We start from the raw sequence: 18,358 nt of genomic DNA, 5'->3' as shown, positions 1-18,358 counted from the left end.
AGGGCTAAGCAGATAAAAGACGCAGGAGTATACCCTGATTATCTGTTTATTAAACCTGGATCACAACACACGAACCGATCCGGGTCGATGGCAATTCGTGCCGCTTGTTATATAAATGTAGCAATATGCGCCAGATGCCCAGAAAAGTTGATGATTCTGCGTGGCAACATTAGAGCAACAGGAATAGACTGAACCCCGAAAACTTACGGAAGATATATAAGGTTTTTTATGACACAACAGCCACAAGCCAAATATCGCCACGACTACCGTGCGCCGGATTACACGATTACCGATATCGATTTGACCTTTGACCTTGATGCCACAAAAACCCTGGTCACTGCTATTAGCCAGATTACCCGCCAGGGCTCGGCGAATGCGCCACTGCGTCTTGATGGCGAAGACCTGACGCTGGTTTCAATTTCGGTCAACGGTGCTGCCTGGGAAGATTATCGCCAGGAAGATGGCGCATTGATTATTGAATCGCTGCCAGAAGCCTTCACGCTGACCATCGCTAATGAAATCAGCCCGGCAACTAATACCGCGCTCGAAGGGCTTTATCTTTCAGGCGATGCGCTTTGCACTCAGTGTGAAGCTGAAGGTTTCCGCCACATTACCTGGTATCTCGACCGACCAGACGTTCTGGCGCGCTTCACCACCAAAATCATTGCCGATAAATCCAAATATCCTTTCCTGTTATCTAACGGCAACCGCATTGCCGAAGGAGAACTGGATAACGGCCGTCATTGGGTTCAGTGGCAAGACCCGTTCCCGAAACCGTGCTACCTGTTTGCGCTGGTGGCGGGTGATTTCGACGTCCTGCGCGATACGTTTAAAACGCGTTCTGGCCGTGATGTGGCGCTGGAGCTGTTCGTCGACCGCGGCAATCTCGACCGCGCAGGCTGGGCGATGACCTCTTTGAAAGCGTCGATGAAATGGGATGAAACCCGCTTCGGCCTGGAATACGACCTCGACATCTATATGATTGTCGCCGTCGACTTCTTCAATATGGGGGCGATGGAGAACAAAGGGCTTAACGTCTTTAACTCCAAATATGTGCTGGCCCGTGCGGAAACCGCGACAGACAAAGACTACCTCGATATCGAAGCCGTCATCGGCCACGAATATTTCCACAACTGGACCGGCAACCGCGTGACTTGTCGTGATTGGTTCCAGTTAAGCCTCAAAGAAGGGCTGACTGTTTTCCGCGATCAGGAATTCAGCTCTGACCTCGGTTCACGTGCAGTTAACCGCATTCAGAATGTGCGGACCATGCGTGCTGCGCAGTTCGCTGAAGACGCAAGCCCGATGGCGCATCCGATTCGCCCGGACAAAGTCATTGAAATGAACAACTTCTACACCCTGACGGTGTATGAGAAGGGTTCAGAAGTTATCCGTATGCTGCACACTTTGCTGGGTGAAGAGAACTTCCAGAAAGGGATGCTACTTTACTTTGAGCGCCATGACGGCAGCGCGGCAACGTGTGATGATTTCGTGCAGGCGATGGAAGATGCGTCGAACGTTGACCTGTCCCATTTCCGTCGCTGGTACAGCCAGGCAGGTACGCCTGTAGTCACCGTGCGTGATGACTACGACCCGGAAAAAGAGCTGTACACGCTGACTATCAGCCAGCACACGCCGCCAACCTCCGAGCAGCAGGAAAAGCACCCGTTACATATTCCGTTCGACATCGAACTGTATGACAACGAAGGCAAAGTGATTCCGTTGCAGAAAAATGGTCATCCGATTCATCACGTGTTGAATGTGACCCAGGCAGAGCAGACATTTGTTTTCGATAACGTCTATTTCCAGCCTGTTCCGTCTTTGCTGCGTGAGTTTTCAGCGCCAGTGAAACTGGAATACAAATGGAGCGACCAGCAGCTGACGTTCCTGATGCGTCACGCGCGTAACGATTTCTCGCGTTGGGATGCGGCACAAAGTCTGCTGGCAACTTACATCAAGCTGAACGTCAACCGCAGCCAACAGGGCCAGCCGTTGTCGCTGCCGCTGCATGTTGCTGATGCGTTCCGTGCAATTTTGTTGGATGAGAAAATTGACCCGGCACTGGCGGCAGAAATTCTGACGCTGCCATCGCAGAACGAAATCGCCGAGCTGTTCCAGAAAATCGATCCACAGGCAATTGCTGCAGTGCATGAAGCACTGACTCGTACTTTGGCAAACGAGCTGGCTGATGAGTTCCTGGCGGTTTACAACGCCAACAAACTCGATGCTTATCGCGTCGAGCATGCGGATATCGGCAAACGCGCGCTGCGTAATACTTGCCTGCGTTATCTGGCCTTTGGCGAGAAGCAGCTTGCTGAGCAACTGGTGCGTAACCAGTTCGAAAGCGCTGATAACATGACGGACTCTATTGCCGCTTTATCTGCGTCAGTTGCTGCGCAATTGCCGTGCCGTGCAGAACTGCTGGCCGCGTTTGATGAGAAATGGCATCAGGACGGTCTGGTTATGGATAAATGGTTTGTGTTGCAAGCGACAAGTCCTGCGGCTGACACGCTGAGCAAAGTGCGTGAATTGCTAAACCACCGTTCATTCAGCATGGGTAACCCGAACCGCGTGCGCTCGCTGATTGGTGCTTTTGCCTCGGCTAACCCGTCTGCATTCCACGCGCTTGATGGTAGCGGTTATCAGTTTATGGTGGAAATGCTCAGCGAGCTGAACCACCGCAACCCGCAGGTGGCGTCGCGTCTGATTGAGCCGTTGATTCGCCTCAAACGCTATGACGAGAAACGTCAGGGCATGATGCGTGCAGCGCTGGAACAGCTGAAAGGGCTGGAGAATTTGTCGGGCGATTTGTTCGAGAAGATTTCTAAAGCGCTAGCTTAATATCGCTTTTATAAGGTGGATGTCGCTTACCGCTAATCCACCCTACAAAAGTTTGACCAGGTCGGATTAGCGTAAGCGACATCCGACATAATTTAACCGGTGCGCACCACGCGTGCCGGTTCTTCTATAACCTGCCGTTTCATCACTCGCTCTAACACCTGAGATTCCAGTTCAGCCAGCCGGACAGAGCCGAGCTTACGGGGACGTGGCAAATCAACCGTCAGATCCAAACCGATCTTTCCTTCTTCAATCAGTAACACTCGATCTGCCATCGCAACGGCTTCGCTAACATCGTGCGTCACCAGCAATACCGTAAACCCATGTTCCTGCCACAAAGAGACAATCAACTCCTGCATTTCGATACGCGTCAGGGCATCCAGTGCACCCAACGGTTCATCCAGCAATAACAAGCGTGGGCGATGAATCAGCGCTCGAGCCAACGCCACGCGTTGTTTCTGGCCGCCGGACAGGGCAGCCGGCCACTCGGTAGCGCGATTGGCAAGCCCAACCGCTTCCAGCGCTTTCATCGCCGATTCTTTCCAGTTCCCTTTCAGCCCCAGGCCAACATTGTTAATCACCGATTTCCACGGCAGCAGGCGAGCATCCTGGAACATTAAGCGTGTTTCATCCTGGCTCTCGCGCAGTGGTGCGTTTCCGGCAATCAGCGAGCCACCGTTGGCATTTTCCAACCCCGCCAACAAACGTAGCAAGGTACTTTTACCGCCGCCGCTGCGCCCGACTACCGCAACAAATTGTCCGGCAGGAATATGCAATTCCAGCTCATCAAGAATCGTTTTATTACCGTAGCGTTTGGTTACGCTGTTAAGGAGCAGGGGAGTCCCCTGGTTTAAGCGAGCGGTATTCATGCATTCTCCTCCTGCAACTGATAAGCCGGATGCCAGCGCAGCCAGACACGTTCGAGTAATTGCGCGCTGATGTCAGCGAGTTTGCCGAGCAGGGCGTAAAGAATGATGGCGACCACCACCACATCGGTTTGCAGGAATTCGCGGGCGTTCATTGCCAGATAGCCAATTCCTGAGTTAGCAGAAATGGTTTCTGCCACGATTAAGGTCAACCACATCAGGCCTAAGGCGAAGCGAATTCCGACCATAATCGAAGGAAGTGCACCGGGCAGAATCACCTGCGCGAACAGGCTAAAGCCTGACAACCCATAGCTGCGGGCCATCTCCAACAAACCCTGGTCGATATTACGGATGCCATGCCAGGTATTGATATAAATAGGGAACAGCGTACCGAGTGCGACGAGGAAAATCTTCGCGGATTCATCGATACCGAACCACAAAATCACCAACGGAATCAGCGCCAGGTGCGGAACGTTACGCAGCATCTGAATCGAACTGTCCAGCAGGCGCTCTCCCCAGCGAGACAGGCCGCTTATCAATCCGAGCACTAACCCCAGAGAACCGCCAATGCTAAAACCAATCACCGCACGCCATGAGCTGATAGCCAGGTGCTGCCATAATTCACCGCTGGCTGAGAGATTCCAGAATGCAATCACCACCCCTTCAGGAGAAGGGAGGATTCGCGACGAGAGCCAGCCTGCGCTCGAAGAGAGTTGCCAGATTGCGATAACCGCAACCGGCAAAAACCACGGTGCCAGCCTCAGTAACAGTTTGTGCGTTGAAGGGGTCATTGGCGGCTCCTTAGCTTTGCGCCACTTTGCGCGGGATAAAGTCATTGGCTACCACTTCGCCCCTTTCATGAACCAGGCGCGGCTGTGGAATTTGTGGAATCGCGACATCAAGATGCGGGAACAGCAACTCCCCAACTCGATAAGCCTCTTCCAGATGCGGGTATCCCGAAAGAATAAAACTGTCGATACCAAGCGCTGCGTATTCGTTGATGCGCTCCGCAACAGTTGGGCCATCACCTACCAACGCAGTACCCGCACCGCCACGCACCAGGCCAACGCCCGCCCACAGGTTCGGGCTAATTTCCAGGTTGTCACGTTTGCCGCCGTGCAACGCCGCCATGCGGTGCTGCCCGACGGAATCGGTGCGCGCAAATGCGGCCTGCGCTTTGGCGATGGTTTCATCATCAAGCTGAGAAATCAGGCGATTAGCGGCATCCCATGCTTCTTCGTTGGTTTCGCGCACTATCACATGCAAGCGAATGCCGAAACGTACCGTGCGGCCATGAGCTGCGGCTTTGGCGCGAACTTGCTCGATCTTCTCTTTGACTAAATGCGGCGGTTCGCCCCAGGTGAGATAAAGATCAACCTGTTCAGCGGCCAGATCCTGCGCTACATCCGAGGAGCCACCAAAGTAGAGCGGTGGACGCGGTTGTTGAACTGGCGCGAACAGCAGTTTTGCGCCCTTAACCTTAATGTGTTTGCCATCGAAATCGACGGTTTCACCTTCCAGCACGCGACGCCAGACGTGGGTAAATTCCGATGACGCTTCATAACGTTCTGCATGATTCAGGAACACGCCGTCAGCCGCTAACTCTTCAGGATCGCTGCCGGTTACCAGGTTAAACAAAGCACGCCCGTTTGAAAGTCGGTCGAGCGTAGCCGCCTGACGAGCCGCTACGGTAGGGGAAGTCACGCTCGGGCGCAGCGCCACCAGGAATTTCAAACGCTGCGTCACCGGTATCATAGATGCGGCAACCAGCCAGGCATCTTCGCAAGAACGGCCCGTTGGGATCAGTACGCCAGTAAAACCGAGTCTGTCAGCAGCCTGAGCAATCTGTTGCAGATAACCGTGATCAACCGGGCGTGCTGCATCGTTGCTGCCTAAGTAGTGGCCATCGCCATGGGTAGGTAAGAACCAGAACATATTTAAACTCATGACTTGTTTCCTTGTGTTGAGGGCTGCCAGATTCGTGTACGAATATCGACTTTCTTAGGCACTAAGTGGTTGTCATAAAACAGATCTGCGGTTTGCTGTTGTTTTTTCGCAGTCTCGGCGCTGACTGGTGTAATCACCGTTGGTGGGCGATGATCGAAATAGGTGGCAATCACTTTTTCCGGTAGCCCCATGGTTTTTGCCAGCAGCGCGACGCTTGCATCACGTTGGCTACGGGTTAACGCATCGGCGTCGCTAAATGTTTTCAGAACCTGTTGCAGGAACGGACCGTTTTGTTCGGCATAAGGGCGTGAAGCAAGATAGAAAGAACCCGTCTGATTCAGCTCGCTGCCGTCGGTTAACACGCGCACACCGCCGTTTAACAAGGCCGCAGAATAGTACGGGTCCCAAATCGCCCAGGCATCAACGTTGCCCTGTTGGAATGCAGCACGCGCATCTGCTGGCGTTAAATAAGCAGGCTGGACATCGGTAAATTTCAGCCCAGCTTTTTGCAGCGCTCGTAGTACCAGGTTGTGGGAACTGGAACCTTTCTGGAAAGCAATTTTATGCCCTTTAAGATCCGCCACGGTTTTTATTGGGCTGTTTTCCGGTACCAGAATCACTTCGGCTTTTGGTTTTGCAGGCTCAGACCCGACATACACAAGATCAGCGCCCGCGGCCTGCGCGAATATTGGCGGAATATCACCGGTGCTGCCAAGATCGATACTGCCGATGTTCAGCGCTTCGAGCATTTGCGGGCCCGCCGGGAATTCAATCCACTGGAATTTTGTGTTTGGATACTCTTTTTCCAGCAGCTGGTGGCTTTTCGCCAGCACCATGCTGACCGAGCCTTTTTGATAACCAATGCGTAGCTGCTCAGGACCAGTTTCAGCCGCGTGAAGTGTAGCGCTCAGGCTTAATGTTCCTGCGAGTGCAAGCCAGGGCGCGGTTCGTTTCAGAAAGTTAAACATGAGCAACTCCTTGCGTTTTAAAAGGGGAGGAGACAATGAAATCCCGGCGGTGCAGAGCCTGCCAGAAGGTTTCCAGCGAGTTATCGAGGCGTTGTTGTAAGTTGTTGCTGAACACTGGTTTGTGCTGGTAATCCGCTATCTGGCTGTCATCAGCAAACACGCCATGTAGGATTTCCTGTGCTTTTAGCGCATTAAGGACAGGCTTTAGTGCGTAATCGACTGCCAGCATGTGCGCGACCGTACCGCCAGTGGCTAAAGGCAGAACGACTTTCTTATCCAGTGCGCGCTCAGGAAGCAGGTCGAGCAGCGTTTTCAGCGCGCCAGAAAATGAAGCTTTATAAACAGGTGTTGCGATGATCACGCCATCGGCCTGCTGCAATTGCTCAATGAGCGCTAAAAGAGCGGGGCTATCGAAACGTGCGTACAGCAAATCTTCAGGCGCGAAATTCTGTAGATGCCAGTGACACACCTCGATATCCAGAGCGCTCAGTTTTTCGCGGGCATATTCCAGCAGTGCACTAGAACGGGATGGGAAGCGCGGGCTTCCAGCAAGGGTAATCACACGCATATTGTTTCCTTATAACTAATTGTTTGCTTTTAGATAACATTGATAACAATTGAGTGTGATATTCGCGCAGAACTCTTATTCCACTAAATGATTTATCTGGAAAACAATTGCTAAAAAACGCATAACAACAAGGAGGGAGGGAAACGATTGCGCTGATTCAGCCTTTTTTGTCACAGGTCAATTCCATTCAATGACGTTATCGACGATAATACCGCCCCGGTTTGCATACCGGGAATCCAGGAGAGTTCATGTACTACCCCTTCGTTCGTAAAGCCCTATTCAAGCTCGATCCAGAGCGCGCTCATGAAGTGACATTCCAGCAATTGCGTCGTGTATCAGGTACACCTCTCGAATGGCTGGTACGGCAAAACGTGCCGTCGAAACCTGTCACTTGTATGGGATTGACCTTTAAGAACCCATTAGGCCTGGCTGCAGGTCTGGACAAAAATGGTGAGTGCATTGATGCGTTGGGTGCAATGGGCTTTGGCTCCATTGAAATTGGCACGGTAACGCCTCGCCCACAGCCTGGTAATGACAAGCCAAGGATCTTTCGTCTGGTAGAGGCTGAAGGATTAATTAACCGTATGGGTTTCAATAACCACGGTGTTGATAACTTGGTTGAGAATGTCAAAAAATCCCATTTTGACGGGGTACTTGGCATCAATATTGGTAAGAATAAAGACACTCCAGTTGAACAAGGGAAAGATGACTATTTGATCTGCATGGATAAAATTTATCCTTACGCGGGTTATATAGCGATTAATATTTCATCACCAAATACCCCTGGATTACGCACGTTGCAATACGGCGATGCGCTGGATGATCTGTTATCTGCAATCAAAAATAAGCAGCAAGCGCTTCAGGAATTGCATCATAAATATGTACCTGTGGCGGTGAAAATCGCACCAGATCTTTCTGAAGAAGAATTGATCCAGGTAGCTGATAGTTTGGTACGCCATAATATTGATGGGGTAATTGCGACCAATACGACATTGGATCGCAGCCTGGTGCAGGGTATGAAATATTGCGATGAAATGGGTGGCTTAAGTGGTCGTCCGGTTCAGTTAAAAAGCACAGAAATTATTCGCCGCTTGTCGCAAGAATTAAATGGTCGTCTGCCGATTATTGGCGTAGGCGGTATTGATTCGGTGATTGCTGCTCGTGAGAAAATGGCAGCGGGTGCTTCTTTAGTACAAATATATTCCGGCTTCATATTTAAAGGCCCACCTCTGATTAAAGAAATCATTTCAGGTTTGTAATCTCTGAATGTTTTACTTTCGGACAACCGGGGCTTTATTTTGAGTCCCGGTTGTTTTATATTCCATCACTGTTGCTAATTTGAACATATTGGTCTTTTATTAATGTGTTCATTTACGAAGCGGTGATAAGGATATTTCTAATCGCAGGTATATGGGGATAAGGGCAAATAATTATGCGGATTAAACCGGACGATAATTGGCGTTGGTATTATGATGAGGAGCATGATCGTATGATGCTCGATTTAGCCAATGGTATGCTTTTCCGTTCCCGTTTTCCTCGTAAAATGCTTACTCCTGATGCCTTTGAAAACACAGGTTTTTGTGTTGATGATGCAGCTCTATTTTTCTCTTTTGAAGAAAAATGTCGTGATCTCGTATTAAGCAAAGAGCAGCGCGCTGAACTGGTATTAAATGCACTCGTAGCGATTCGTTATCTCAAGCCGCAGATGCCAAAAAGCTGGCACTTTCTCTCTCATGGGGAATGCTGGCAGCCAATACCGGGCGATGCAGCCTGTGTGTGGTTAAGCGACGATATGCAGCAGGTGAATCTGCTGGTGGTAGAAACGGGTGACAACGCCGCACTGTGTTTATTAGCGCAACCAGGCTTGCAACTTGCTGGCCGTACCATGCAGCTCGGTGATGCGATTAAAGTGATGAATGACAGATTAAGGCCGCAACCAACAAGTCACGCCCTTAACCTTGATCAGGCAGTTTAATTTCCCGCTAACTCTACATCTCCTGCAGGAATACAACTACAGCAAAGGATTGTGCCATCATCATTGATAGCATTTTTCTTCAACGCTTTGACTTCCCCACTGACTAACTTTATCCGGCAGCTGCCACAAATCCCGGCCCGACAAGAATAGGGCACGCGAATTCCTTGTTGTTCGAGTTGTTCCAGTAAAATTTGTTGGTTGTTACCGCGAAATTGTTGACCCTGCCAGTCAATCGCCACCAAACTTTCTTGCTGCTCGAAAGGCTCAAGAGTTTCTTCGGTCGCTCCTGCGCCATAAACTTTCGCAGGTTTAGTCGCCAGTACTTCGAGTTCATCACCCACACGAATCACACCGCTATTGCGGGCAATCAGATTTTGGCCAAAATCGACATCACCATTGTCCAGTGCGGTACGGAATTTTTGTAACGTTGCCAGCGGCTCGCCACTCGGATGTTTGCGGCCACGCTCCGGGCTGACGGTGGTGAAAATACAGCGGCTACATGGTTTTGCTACATCAAAGGTGACGCCGCCAATCCGTACTACTTGCCAGCTATCTTCGTCCCAGGCTTGTGCGCCGGTGACCACAATATTCGGGCGAAATTGCGTCATTTTTACACTCGCTGGGCAGCGATTTTGCAAATCGCGCAGCGATGCTTCATTAGCCAGCAAGAATGGGAAACCGTCGGCAAAAGAGAGTGGTACCTCTTCATGGCGTTTAACGCGACGCGTTAAATTTTCACCCAGCCAGCGCAACTGTACCGGGCGTGAGAAAAAACCGCTTAGCCATTGGTTAATGTCATCTGGCGCAATTTGGGCGGTGAAATGGTTTCCCCAGACTTCCGTTGGCGCAGCCTCAGGCCGGAAATCGCTAAAGCGTATTGTGGCGGAACTGCCGTCTGGCGCACTCAAAAATAGACCATCGTGAATAATGGCCGGAGTAAATAGCACCATCTGCGGGAACTGACGTGCGGTAATAAAAGTGCCGTCAGGTTCTGTCACCATAAAGATGCGGTCAAAAGCTAAGCCGCTGGTTGTTGCCTGTGCATGGGAGAGCGCAAGGCCGCGCATCGATTTCACCGGGTGAATATAAAGCTGGGATAGGGTGATCATGATACGCACGCGCTCCTTGCATAAATGAAGAAAAAGAGAATATAAGAGGCCAACTTTATGACATGCGTGGCGGATTGGCTATAATGCGCCACAATTTTCTTTTTATACCTGATTAAGTGACGATATGAATTCTCTGTTTGCCAGTACGGCGCGTGGGCTTGAAGAGCTATTAAAAACTGAACTGGAGGGCCTTGGTGCGCAAGCATGCCAGGTGGTTCAGGGCGGCGTACATTACCAGGGGGACTCACGTCTGCTCTATCAAAGCTTGATGTGGAGCCGCCTTGCGTCCCGCATTTTGCTGCCATTAAATGAATGCAGTGTTTATAGCGACCTGGATTTATATCTGGGCGTACAGACCATCGACTGGCCTGCATTGTTTGGCTCGGATGCCACATTTGCAGTGCATTTCAGTGGCCTGAATGACGTCATCCGTAACAGTCAATATGGCGCGTTAAAAGTGAAGGATGCGATTGTTGACTCCTTCACGCGTAAAAACTTGCCGCGTCCGAACGTTGAACGTGAACAGCCAGATCTGCGCATTAACGTTAGGCTGAACAAAGATACCGCCAGCATCGCGCTGGATTTAAGCGGCGAAGGTCTACATCAGCGCGGTTACCGCGATAGCACTGGTGCTGCTCCTATTAAAGAAACGCTGGCCTCGGCCATTGTGATGCGTTCTGGCTGGCAGCCGGGTACTCCGCTGCTCGATCCAATGTGCGGTTCCGGCACGCTGTTGATTGAAGCTGCGATGATCGCCACCGATCGTGCGCCTGGTTTACATCGCAAACATTGGGGCTTCCTTGGTTGGGCGAACCATGATTTCGATCTGTGGAAAGAGATCACCACCGAAGCGCAGGTTCGTGCACGTAAAGGTCTCGGCGAATACACTTCGCGTTTCTATGGTTCGGATAACGACTCACGCGTGATTGAACGCGCCCGCGCCAACACCCGTCGTGCGGGTCTGGGCGATATCATCAGCTACGAAGTCAAAGACGTGGCTAAATTGACCAATCCGCTGCCGGAAGGCCCGGTTGGTACGGTGGTCAGTAACCCGCCATACGGCGAGCGTCTGGATAGCGAACCTGCGTTGATTGCGTTGCACAGCCTGCTTGGCCGCAATATGAAAAACCATTTTGGCGGCTGGAATTTGTCGCTGTTTAGTGCATCTCCGGATTTGCTAAGCTGCCTGCAACTGCGCGCCGAACGCCAGTTTAAAGCGAAGAACGGCCCGCTGGATTGTGTGCAGAAAAACTATCAATTATCTGCCACCAGCACGGGTGCGCAATCAGGTCAGATCGCTGACGATTACGCGAACCGCCTGCGCAAAAATATCAAAAAACTCGATAAATGGGCGCGGCAGGAAGGCATCGAATGCTACCGAATTTACGATGCCGATTTGCCAGACTATAACGTTGCTGTTGACCGCTACGGCGAGTGGGTTGTGGTCCAGGAATATGCGCCGCCGAAAACGGTTGATGCTAATAAAGCACGTCAGCGTCTGTTTGATGTGATCGCTGCAACAATGTCTGTACTGGAATTACCATCCAACCGTCTGATTCTGAAAACCCGTGAGCGTCAGAAAGGGAAAAGCCAGTATCAGAAAATGGATGAGAAGGGCGACTTCATGGAAGTGAGCGAATATAACGCTCGTCTGTGGGTCAACCTGACTGACTATCTTGATACCGGTTTGTTCCTCGACCACCGTATCGCGCGCCAAATGCTGGGCAAAATGAGCAAAGGGAAAGATTTCCTTAATCTGTTTGCTTATACCGGCAGCGCGACAGTTCACGCAGGGTTAGGTGGCGCTAAAACGACGACCACCGTTGATATGTCTCGTACTTACCTTGAGTGGGCTGAGCGTAACTTGCGTCTTAACGGCTTGAGTGGCCGTGCACACCGCTTGGTTCAGGCTGATTGCCTGGGCTGGTTGCGTGAAACCGATGAACAGTTTGATCTGATTTTTATCGATCCACCGACGTTCTCAAACTCAAAACGTATGGAAGAATCTTTTGATGTCCAGCGCGACCATATCGTGCTGATGAAAGACCTTAAGCGTCTGTTGCGCCAGGGTGGCACCATTATGTTCTCCAACAATAAACGTGGCTTCAAAATGGACTTTGACGGGCTGGCTAATCTGGGCTTGAGTGCTCAGGAAATCACGCAGAAAACCTTGTCACAAGATTTTGCCCGTAATCGCCAAATTCATAACTGCTGGCTCGTTACTCACGTAGCCAAGGATTAATTGTCATGTCATTGATTAGTATGCACGGTGCCTGGTTGTCGTTTAGTGACGCACCGTTGTTAGATAACACCGAACTTCATATTGAAGAAAACGAACGCGTCTGTCTGGTTGGCCGTAACGGTGCAGGTAAATCCACACTGATGAAAATCCTCAACCGTGAAGTGCCGCTTGATGATGGGCGCATGGTTTACGAACAGGATTTGATTGTCGCGCGTTTGCAACAAGATCCTCCGCGTAATGTCGCGGGCACGGTTTACGACTTCGTTGCGGAAGGCGTGGAAGAGCAGGCAGAGTACCTCAAGGCGTATCACGATATTTCCCATAAAGTGATGACCGACCCGAGCGATAAAAACCTCAATGAAATGGCGCGTATCCAGGAGATTTTGGATCATCAGAACCTCTGGCAACTGGATAGCCGCATCAACGAAGTGCTCGAACAATTAGGCCTGGAAGCTGATACTGAACTGTCGGCACTTTCTGGCGGCTGGTTGCGTAAAGCGGCACTGGGCCGTGCGCTGGTGAGTTCTCCACGCGTTTTGTTGCTTGATGAGCCAACCAACCACCTGGATATCGAAGCTATCGACTGGCTGGAAGGTTTCCTGAAAGAGTTCCAGGGCAGCATTATTTTCATCTCGCACGACCGTTCATTTATTCGCAATATGGCGACGCGTATCGTCGATCTTGATCGCGGCAAACTGGTTTCTTACCCTGGCGATTACGATCAGTATCTGCTGGCAAAAGAAGAAGCTTTGCGTGTTGAAGATCTGCAAAATGCCGAGTTTGATCGCAAACTTGCGCAGGAAGAAGTGTGGATCCGTCAGGGCATTAAAGCACGCCGTACGCGTAACGAAGGCCGTGTGCGTGCCTTGAAAGCGATGCGTAACGAACGTAGTGCTCGTCGTGAAGTGTTGGGCAGCGCTAAAATGCAAGTTGGTGAAGCGGCGCGTTCCGGCAAGATCGTCTTTGAAATGGAAAACGTGTTTTACCAGATCGCTAACAAAAATCTGGTATCCGATTTCTCAGCCCAGGTGCAGCGCAGCGACAAAATTGCGCTGGTGGGGCCAAACGGCTGTGGCAAAACCACATTGTTGAAACTGATGTTAGATCAGTTGAAAGCGGATAGCGGGCGTGTGCATTGCGGTACCAAGCTTGAAGTAGCGTACTTTGACCAACACCGTGCGGAGCTTGATCCTGATCGTACGGTAATGGACAACCTGGCAGAAGGTAAGCAAGAAGTGATGGTGAATGGCAAGCCACGCCATGTACTGGGTTACTTGCAGGACTTCTTGTTCCACCCGAAACGCGCCATGACTCCGGTTCGTGCGTTGTCTGGTGGTGAGCGTAACCGCCTTTTACTGGCGAAGTTATTCCTAAAACCAAGCAACTTGATGATTCTCGATGAACCGACGAATGACCTGGATGTCGAAACGCTTGAATTACTTGAAGAGCTGATTGATGGTTACCAGGGCACGGTCATGTTGGTGAGCCACGATCGTCAATTTGTGGACAACACTGTTACTGAATGCTGGATTTTTGAAGGCGAAGGTAAGATTGGTCGTTACGTCGGTGGTTATCATGACGCCAAAGGTCAACAGGCATCTGCGCAAACTTTGCGCCACTCTGTGGCAGATAAGGCGCAAAACAACCAGCCAGCAAAGGCGGAAGTTGTTAAACGTGCAAGTAGCAAGCTAAGCTATAACCTGCAACGTGAATTAGAGCAATTACCACAACGTCTTGAACAACTTGAAGCGGAACTGGAAGCTATCCAGGCTAAGGTCGGAGATGCTGAGTTTTTCAACCAGCCACACGACGTCACACAAAAAACATTGAGCGACCTGACCACGGCAGAAAAAGCACTGGAAGAGGCTTTTGAACGCTGGGAATATCTTGAAGCTCTGAAAAACGGCGCGTAACACAAGGAGACACGATATGTGTGCCACGCATCATCATCGTTCACACATATTATGCTCACAATGTGACTTACTGGTTGCGCTACCGGTATTGGAGGACGGCCATAAGGCCGTCTGTCCACGTTGCGGTACAACACTTCTCACTCAGTGGTCCTCACCACGTCAACGTCCTACAGCTTATGCGCTGGCAGCTCTGTTTATGTTGCTGCTCGCCAACCTATTTCCCTTCATCAACATGAAAGTAGCAGGACTCAGCAGTGAAGTTTCGCTGCTTGAAATTCCTGGCGTCATGTTCAACGAAGACTACGCAAGCCTCGGCACTTTCTTTATGGTCTTTGTGCAGGCGGTGCCTACGTTCTGTTTAATCACGATTTTGTTATTAGTTAACCAGGTGGCATTACCACTAACTCTTAAAAAGCGCCTGGCACGAATCCTATTCCAGCTAAAGTCCTGGGGTATGGCTGAAATTTTTCTTGCTGGCGTCTTGGTGAGTTTCGTCAAATTAATGGCTTACGGCGATATTGGTGTCGGGAGCAGTTTTATTCCGTGGTGCCTGTTCTGTGTGTTGCAACTGCGGGCTTTCCAGTGTGTGGACCGGCGCTGGCTTTGGGATGATATTGCGCCTGAGCCGGCGATTTCGGTACCGCTTAAAGTCGGTGTATCAGGCCTTCGCCAGGGGCTGCGTTCTTGTTCATGCTGCACAGCAATCGTGCCAGAGGATCAGGAAATTTGTCCCCGCTGCGAAACCAAAGGGTACGTTCGTCGCCGTCATAGCTTGCAATGGACACTCGCTCTGTTGCTGACTTCAATTATGCTTTACCTACCCGCAAATATATTGCCCATCATGATAACCGAAGTATTGGGCAGCAAAATCCCGTCGACGATTATTGCCGGGGTTATTTTGTTGTGGAGCGAAGGCTCTTATCCGGTTGCTGGAGTTATTTTCATCGCCAGTATTTTGGTTCCGACACTGAAAATGTTAGCGATTGCCTGGTTGTGCTGGGATGCTAAAGGCCACGGTCAGCGTGATAGTGAAAGAATGCATTTGATCTACGAGGTGGTCGAATTTGTCGGGCGTTGGTCAATGATCGATGTGTTCGTTATAGCGGTATTATCGGCCCTGGTGCGTATGGGAGGATTGATGAGTATCTACCCGGCGATCGGAGCCGTGATGTTTGCATTAGTAGTGATTTTGACAATGTTTGCAGCGATGACCTTTGACCCTCGCTTGTCCTGGGATCGCGCACCGGATTCAACTCATGAGGAGTCGTCTGAGCATGGAAAATAAAAGCGGGGAAGCAAAAGTAGCAAAGGTGAAAAATTGGTCCCCGGTATGGATTTTCCCTATCGTAACCGTGCTAATCGGCGCGTGGATCTTATTTTATCACTACAGCCATCAAGGGCCTGAAGTCACGCTGATTACCACTAATGCCGAAGGCATCGAAGGTGGGAAAACCATGATTAAAAGCCGCAGTGTGAATGTGGGCGTGGTTGAAAGCGCGGTGCTGTCAGACGATTTGCTTCATGTCGAAATTACAGCCCGGCTGAATTCGGGCATGGAAAAACTTCTGCATAATGACACAGTATTTTGGGTCGTTAAGCCGCAAGTCGGGCGTGAAGGTATTTCCGGGCTTGGTACTCTGCTCTCTGGTGCATATATCGAACTGCAACCGGGCAATAAGGGGTCGCAATCCGCTAAATATGATTTGCTGGATGCTCCTCCACTGGCACCACCTGATGCTAAAGGTATCCGCATTACCCTCGACAGTAATAAAGCAGGGCAGCTTTCTCCAGGTGACCCGGTGCTGTTCCGTGGCTATAGAGTTGGTTCAGTAGAAACGAGTACCTTTGATGCGGCGAAACGTAGCATCAGTTATCAGCTATTCATCAGTGCGCCAAACGATCGCCTCGTGACCAGTAACGTACGCTTCTGGAAAGACAGCGGCATTGCCGTTGATATGTCTTCACAAGGTATGCGCGTAGAGATGGGGTCTCTTACCACGCTGTTTAGCGGCGGTGTTAGTTTTGACGTACCAGAAGGCTGGGAGCTTGGTAAACCTGCGAAACCGGGTAGCGAGTTCAATCTCTTCGACGATCAGAAAAGCATTCAGGATTCTCTGTATACCGATCACATTGACTACCTGATGTTCTTTAAAGATTCAGTGCGTGGCCTGCAGCCAGGAGCACCAGTTGAGTTCCGCGGCATTCGATTGGGAACCGTGGCTAAGGTGCCATTCTTTACCGATGGGATGCGCCAGAAGATCAATGATGACTTCCGTATTCCGGTTCTGATCCGTCTTGAACCTGAGCGTTTGCAAAATCTTGTCGGTGATGATGTCCATATCCAGGACAACATGACAGCGTTGATTAAACGTGGTTTACGAGCGTCTATGAAAACGGGCAGCATTGTTACCGGGGCACTGTTTATCGACCTGGATTTCAATCCTAAAGCGCCGCCGGTAACCGAGTTACCGACATTTGCGGGTTACCCGATAATCCCAACGATGAGTGGTGGACTGGCGCAAATCCAACAACGCTTGCTGGAGACACTGGATAAGATTAACAACTTGCCGCTCAATCCGATGATTGAACAAACCACCAATTCGCTTGCGGAAAGTCAGCGAACCATGAAGCGCTTGCAGCAGACGCTCGATAATCTGAATAAGATTACCGCGAATAAGTCGATGCAATCTTTGCCTGAAGATATGCAGTCGACACTGCGTGAACTTAATCGCAGTATGCAGGGCTTCCAGCCGGGTTCTGCGGCCTACAACAAGATGGTGGCCGATATGCAGCGTCTTGATCAGGTTCTGCGTGAATTGCAGCCTGTACTGCGCACGTTGAACGATAAGAGCAATTCGCTGGTCTTTGAAGCGAAGGATAAAAAAGATCCCCAGCCGAAGAGGGCGAAAGAATGAAAAAATGGCTCCCACTCTTTGCTGCATTGGCTCTAACGGCCTGTAGCAGCAGCGATAATGGAAAGACCTATTACCAGCTACCTCAAAGCTCCGCACCTGCTATGCAGGCCGTGAGCCAGCCTGGAACCCATTTATTGTGGGTAGAGCAGGTTGCGGTTCCTGATTACCTCGCTGGCAATGGCGTGGTTTATCAGACCAGTGAGGTGCAGTACGTCATTGCCTCCAGCAATTTGTGGGCAAGTCCGTTGGATCAGCAATTGCGAAATACTCTTGTCAGCAATCTGAGTAGCGCGTTACCTGGTTGGGTTGTGGCATCACAACCACTAGGCAACGATCAGGATACTCTGAATGTTAACGTGACCGGTTTTCACGGACGTTATGACGGGAAAGTGATTGTAAGTGGCGAGTGGTTGCTCAAACATCAGGGGCAATTGATTAAACGTCCGTTCCACGTTGAGCTGAAGCAAGAAGCTGATGGTTATGATGCCATGGTGAAAACCTTAGCTCAGGCCTGGCAGCAAGAAGCGAAAAGTATCGCTGGTGAGCTGACTCGCTTTAACTAATCATCTCAGTAGCACAAAAAAGCTGCGTCATTCGCCTACAAAGCGGAACGCAGCTTTTCTTTTGGCATTAATTTGTTACCCATGCGTTCTCACACTTTTTGTGCAAAACAAAACTCTTGTAGCTCACATTTATGACATTGGCGTGAATTTTGCGCATTGACGATAGAGGCTTTAGGAGTTATTGCTTATATGTGGTTGCACGTTTTGTGGCCACTGTTTTCTTTCCACCAGATTATATAGAAATGAGGGAAACGAGGCATGAAGAGACAAAAACGAGATCGCCTGGAACGGGCTCATCAACGTGGTTATCAAGCAGGTATCGTCGGACGCTCCAAAGAGATGTGTCCCTATCAGACACTGAATCAAAGGTCGTACTGGATGGGAGGCTGGCGAGAAGCCATGGAAGACAGGGCGGTTACCGCGTAATCACTGTCTCTTTAGAAAAAGAAACCTC

Annotated in this window: 15 protein-coding genes; 9 read left to right on the top strand and 6 right to left on the bottom strand. The window is 50.5% G+C overall.

Translation table 11 applies throughout. The features are described 5' to 3' along the window. Positions 1–228 precede the first annotated feature (228 nt). Positions 229–2,841, top strand: a complete 2,613-nt coding sequence (gene pepN, locus LVQ79_RS11170) for an aminopeptidase N (RefSeq protein WP_232864995.1) — start codon at positions 229–231, stop codon at positions 2,839–2,841. A 92-nt stretch (positions 2,842–2,933) separates the two neighbouring features. Here the strand turns inward: pepN and ssuB are convergent, their stop codons facing one another. The 5 genes from ssuB to ssuE are packed head-to-tail and all read right to left on the bottom strand — an operon-like array spanning position 2,934 to position 7,187. Next, positions 2,934–3,707, bottom strand: coding sequence for an aliphatic sulfonates ABC transporter ATP-binding protein (ssuB, locus tag LVQ79_RS11165; RefSeq protein WP_232864994.1), 774 nt, complete (start codon positions 3,705–3,707; stop codon positions 2,934–2,936). Next, positions 3,704–4,495 (bottom strand): aliphatic sulfonate ABC transporter permease SsuC, encoded by a 792-nt coding sequence (gene ssuC / locus LVQ79_RS11160; RefSeq protein ID WP_064517571.1) that lies wholly within the window; start codon positions 4,493–4,495, stop codon positions 3,704–3,706. The genes ssuB and ssuC overlap by 4 nt, the downstream gene beginning before the upstream one ends. Positions 4,496–4,505: 10 nt before the next feature. Then, the gene (ssuD, locus tag LVQ79_RS11155) at positions 4,506–5,651 is read right to left on the bottom strand and encodes an FMNH2-dependent alkanesulfonate monooxygenase (RefSeq protein WP_232864993.1); all 1,146 of its coding nucleotides are present in this window, start codon (positions 5,649–5,651) and stop codon (positions 4,506–4,508) included. Continuing rightward, positions 5,648–6,619, bottom strand: coding sequence for a sulfonate ABC transporter substrate-binding protein (locus tag LVQ79_RS11150; RefSeq protein ID WP_232864992.1), 972 nt, complete (start codon positions 6,617–6,619; stop codon positions 5,648–5,650). Before LVQ79_RS11150 ends, ssuD begins: the two co-directional genes overlap by 4 nt. Continuing rightward, entirely contained in the window at positions 6,612–7,187 is a 576-nt protein-coding gene (ssuE, locus tag LVQ79_RS11145; RefSeq protein ID WP_064517580.1) for an NADPH-dependent FMN reductase, read from the bottom strand. The genes LVQ79_RS11150 and ssuE overlap by 8 nt, the downstream gene beginning before the upstream one ends. Before the next feature lie 248 nt (positions 7,188–7,435). Here ssuE and pyrD point away from each other — a divergent pair, with 248 nt between their 5' ends. Both pyrD and zapC read left to right on the top strand, forming a co-directional pair. Continuing rightward, on the top strand, positions 7,436–8,446 hold the full coding sequence (gene pyrD, locus LVQ79_RS11140) for a quinone-dependent dihydroorotate dehydrogenase (RefSeq protein ID WP_151992694.1): 1,011 nt from the start codon (positions 7,436–7,438) through the stop codon (positions 8,444–8,446). A gap of 173 nt (positions 8,447–8,619) precedes the next feature. Next, positions 8,620–9,162: a cell division protein ZapC gene (gene zapC, locus LVQ79_RS11135; RefSeq protein WP_154149524.1), complete on the top strand. Its 543-nt coding sequence runs from the start codon at positions 8,620–8,622 to the stop codon at positions 9,160–9,162. Here zapC and LVQ79_RS11130 read toward each other — a convergent pair. After that, positions 9,159–10,271: a YcbX family protein gene (locus LVQ79_RS11130; RefSeq protein ID WP_232864991.1), complete on the bottom strand. Its 1,113-nt coding sequence runs from the start codon at positions 10,269–10,271 to the stop codon at positions 9,159–9,161. The genes zapC and LVQ79_RS11130 overlap by 4 nt on opposite strands. Before the next feature lie 124 nt (positions 10,272–10,395). Here LVQ79_RS11130 and rlmKL point away from each other — a divergent pair, with 124 nt between their 5' ends. The 6 genes from rlmKL to rmf all read left to right on the top strand — a co-directional run bounded on the left by rlmKL (position 10,396) and on the right by rmf (position 18,330). After that, positions 10,396–12,513 (top strand): bifunctional 23S rRNA (guanine(2069)-N(7))-methyltransferase RlmK/23S rRNA (guanine(2445)-N(2))-methyltransferase RlmL, encoded by a 2,118-nt coding sequence (rlmKL, locus tag LVQ79_RS11125; protein WP_232864990.1) that lies wholly within the window; start codon positions 10,396–10,398, stop codon positions 12,511–12,513. A gap of 5 nt (positions 12,514–12,518) precedes the next feature. Beyond that, positions 12,519–14,426: an ABC transporter ATP-binding protein gene (locus tag LVQ79_RS11120; RefSeq protein ID WP_154149520.1), complete on the top strand. Its 1,908-nt coding sequence runs from the start codon at positions 12,519–12,521 to the stop codon at positions 14,424–14,426. Between the two features lie 16 nt (positions 14,427–14,442). Continuing rightward, positions 14,443–15,711 carry a membrane integrity-associated transporter subunit PqiA gene (pqiA, locus tag LVQ79_RS11115; protein WP_232864989.1) on the top strand — a complete coding sequence of 423 codons (1,269 nt, stop codon included), beginning with the start codon at positions 14,443–14,445 and terminating at the stop codon, positions 15,709–15,711. Next, complete coding sequence (gene pqiB, locus LVQ79_RS11110; RefSeq protein WP_232864988.1) at positions 15,701–17,341, top strand: intermembrane transport protein PqiB; 1,641 nt, start codon at positions 15,701–15,703, stop codon at positions 17,339–17,341. The genes pqiA and pqiB overlap by 11 nt, the downstream gene beginning before the upstream one ends. Continuing rightward, a complete protein-coding gene (pqiC, locus tag LVQ79_RS11105; RefSeq protein ID WP_064517598.1) occupies positions 17,338–17,904 on the top strand; it encodes a membrane integrity-associated transporter subunit PqiC in 567 nt (188 codons plus the stop codon). The genes pqiB and pqiC overlap by 4 nt, the downstream gene beginning before the upstream one ends. A gap of 258 nt (positions 17,905–18,162) precedes the next feature. Further along, the gene (rmf, locus tag LVQ79_RS11100; protein ID WP_034456319.1) at positions 18,163–18,330 is read left to right on the top strand and encodes a ribosome modulation factor; all 168 of its coding nucleotides are present in this window, start codon (positions 18,163–18,165) and stop codon (positions 18,328–18,330) included. Positions 18,331–18,358 lie beyond the last annotated feature (28 nt).

Source organism: Buttiauxella cochleicola (genome assembly GCF_021282405.1).
GTDB lineage: Bacteria > Pseudomonadota > Gammaproteobacteria > Enterobacterales > Enterobacteriaceae > Buttiauxella > Buttiauxella massiliensis.
This window is presented reverse-complemented; position numbering and strand designations above follow the sequence as displayed.